General features: G+C 69.6%; 3 protein-coding genes and 1 tRNA gene. 3 read left to right on the forward strand and 1 reads right to left on the reverse strand.

Annotation, left to right across the window (positions count from 1 at the left end; all coding sequences use genetic code 11):
- The 3 genes from JHN45_RS51325 to JHN45_RS51335 form a co-directional block, all read left to right on the forward strand.
- On the forward strand, window positions 1-641 hold a 641-nt coding region (locus JHN45_RS51325), incomplete at its 5' end, for an ABC transporter ATP-binding protein (protein ID WP_201056356.1).
- Window positions 638-1501, forward strand: coding sequence for an ABC transporter permease (locus JHN45_RS51330; protein WP_201056357.1), 864 nt, complete (start codon window positions 638-640; stop codon window positions 1499-1501). The genes JHN45_RS51325 and JHN45_RS51330, both read left to right, overlap by 4 nt.
- Window positions 1498-2640, forward strand: a complete 1143-nt coding sequence (locus tag JHN45_RS51335; protein WP_201056358.1) for an ABC transporter substrate-binding protein — start codon at window positions 1498-1500, stop codon at window positions 2638-2640. The genes JHN45_RS51330 and JHN45_RS51335 overlap by 4 nt, the downstream gene beginning before the upstream one ends.
- A 51-nt stretch (window positions 2641-2691) precedes the next feature.
- Here the strand turns inward: JHN45_RS51335 and JHN45_RS51340 are convergent.
- Window positions 2692-2765, reverse strand: a tRNA-Met gene (locus JHN45_RS51340).
- Window positions 2766-2983 lie beyond the last annotated feature (218 nt).

A 2983-nucleotide genomic window follows, 5' to 3' on the forward strand; every position in this document is an offset into this window, starting at 1 on the left:
TCGGCCCGTCCGGCTGCGGCAAATCCACCCTGCTGCGCATCGCCGCGGGCCTGCTGCGCCCCAGCACGGGCACCCTGGAGATCCGCACGTCCAGCCCGCGCCCGGCGGCCATGATCTTCCAGGACTACGGCATCTACGACTGGAAGTCGGTCCGCGCCAACGTCCGTTTCGGCCTGGACATCCAGCGCGTCCCGCGCCGTGAGGCCAACGCCCGTGCCGACGAGTGGCTGACCCGCATGGGCCTCGCCGACTTCGCGCGCGCCTACCCCGCGACCCTCTCCGGCGGCATGCGGCAACGCGTCGCCATCGCCCGCGCACTCGCCGTAGAACCCGAACTCCTGCTGATGGACGAGCCGTTCGCCGCGCTGGACGCCCAGCTCCGCACGATCCTCCAGGACGAACTGCTGGAGATCACCCAGGCGTTGCGCACCACGACCCTCTTCATCACGCACAGCCTGGAGGAGGCGCTCGTGCTCGGTGACCGTGTGCTGGTGATGTCCGCGCGCCCGGGCCGGATCATCGCCGAACATCGTCCGCCGTTCCCGCGCCCACGTACCGGCGACATCCGCGACACCCCCGAATTCACCGCCCTGAAGAGCGAGTTGTGGGAGCTGTTGCGGAAAGAGGCGGTGCCCGCATGACCACGATCGCCCCCGACCGCGAGGAATCGGTCCTGGTCCGCCGCCCCGGCCCGCAGGAACTCCATCCCGTACGCACCCACCGTCGCCGACGCGCACTGGAACTCTCCCTGGCCGTGGCAGTACCCCTCGCCCTCATCCTCTGGTGGCAACTGGCCGCCGCCCAGGGCTGGATCGACCCCCGTGTCTACCCGGCCCCCTCCACGGTCCTCGCCGACGGCTGGGACCGGGCCACCGCCGGCGAGCTGTGGCCGGACGTGTGGGCCACGACCCGGCGCGTCCTGGGCGGTTACGCGATCGGCACGGCGGCCGGCTACGCCCTGGGCCTGCTGATGGGCTCGCTCTCCCTCGTCCGGGCCGCGCTGGAACCGCTGTTGGACGCCCTGTACGTCGTACCGAAACTGGCCCTGCTGCCGATCTTCCTGAACATGTTCGGCCTGGGCGAAGGCCCCCAACTCGCCCTGGTGGCCGCCACGGTGTTCTTCTTCGTGTGGATCTCGACCATGTCGGCGGTCATCGCCGTACCGTCCGGGCATCGCGACGCGGGGCAGGTCTTCGGCGCCTCCCCCTGGCAGATGTTCCGCCATGTCCTGCTCCCCGCCTCCCTCCCCGCGGTCCTGGTGGGCGCGCGGATCGCGGCGGGTGTGGCCGTCCTGGTCATCGTCGCCTCGGAACAGATCGCCGCGACGAACGGTCTGGGCCATCTGATCTTCGACTCCCGCGCGCTGTTCGAGAACGACGTGATGTTCGTCGGCATCGTCTGCGTCGCGGTCCTGGGGGTCGTCTTCTCCGAACTGGTGCGTGTGGCAGGCCGGTTGCTCACACCGTGGGCACCGCGGGACCGTGGACGGGGGCAGTCGTGAGAAGGCGCGCGTACGGTGTGGTGGTCGTCGTGACGGCGGTGCTGGTGTCGGCGGGCTGCTCGTCGAAGTACTCGGACGACTCCGGGAGTTCGGGCGCGACCGTGGGCAACCGCACCGTCAAGCCCGTTGAGGGCTGCGGCAAGTCGTCGTGGACGGACCCGGCGGACCTGTCCCCCACCCGCGTCCCGGCCCGCTGTCTGCCGCTCGCCCCCTCCGCGCAGCCCCTCCCCAAGACCCGGAAGGTGACGATCGCGACCGGGACACTGAGCGCGGAGTATGTCGCCCCGCTCGAAGTCGCCCTCGACAAGGGCGAGTTCAAGAAGGAGGGCCTGGACGTCACGCTCAAGGTGCTGCCGACCCCGGACGCGCTGCCCCTCCTCGCGAAGGGGGACATCGACGCGATGTGGGCGGCCCCGGAGGCAGCTGTCATGAACGGCGTCGAGGGCGGCTTCGACATCAAGTGGGTCGCCGGGAACTTCTCCCCCGACCCCAAGTCGAAGAGCGGTCTGTGGGTGAAGCTGAAGAAGGGCGAGGCGGCGGCGGACGTCCGGATGGCGGGCCGCAGGATGGGCACGATGATCGGCAAGGGCTCGGTGATCGCGTATCCCATGGAGAAGGCCCTCGCGACCCATGGCGGCGGCCTCGACAAGATCCAGTACCAGCAGCTCGGTTCGGCCGACGTCCTCACCGCCCTCCAGAACGGCGGCGTCGACTCCGCGTGGCTCCTGGACCCGGTCTGGCGCAAGGTCGACGGCAACCCTGCGTACGCCTTCCTGGGCGGCCAGCCCCTCGGCGAGCCCCTGGGCGGCATGCTGTACGGCCGCAGCCTCCTGCACGACGACGTGGACGCCGGCGTGGCCCTCCTCCGGGCCTACATCCGCACGGTGAACACGTACTTCACGGGCGACTACAAAACCGATGCGACCTTCGTCGCATACCTCGCGAAACTCCTGAAGACGGACGAGACGGTCCTGAAGTCGACCCCGTCGCTCACCATGGACTGGGAGATCCGCGCCGGGACGACGACTCGCCTGCAGGCCGCGTACAAGGCGGCGGGGGTGTCAAAGGGGGCCGCGCTCCCGGAGTCCCGGACCGTGGACCGCTCGCTGTACGAGGAAGCGGTGGGCCACCAGCCGTAGAAACACCGAGGGCCGGAATCCATGATCTGGATTCCGGCCCTCGGCCTTCAGTAGCGGGGACAGGATTTGAACCTGCGACCTCTGGGTTATGAGCCCAGCGAGCTACCGAGCTGCTCCACCCCGCGTCGGTAAACACGACACTACGTCAGTCGTACGGAGAGAAGCAAATCAGTTATCAGCCCAGGTCAGCTGCGCTCACTCTTCAACCCGGGCCGGCATCCTCCAGCCCGTCCGGCGTTTGAGGACGAGGCCGTCCAGGCCGAAGCGGGGGTCTGGGGGCGCAGCCCCCAGTGACGGGACGGGCAGGGGCGGCGGGGGCGAGAAACTCAGCTCAGCGAGCGCA

The sequence above is a fragment of the Streptomyces sp. MBT53 genome, assembly GCF_016654115.1.
Taxonomy (GTDB): domain Bacteria; phylum Actinomycetota; class Actinomycetes; order Streptomycetales; family Streptomycetaceae; genus Streptomyces.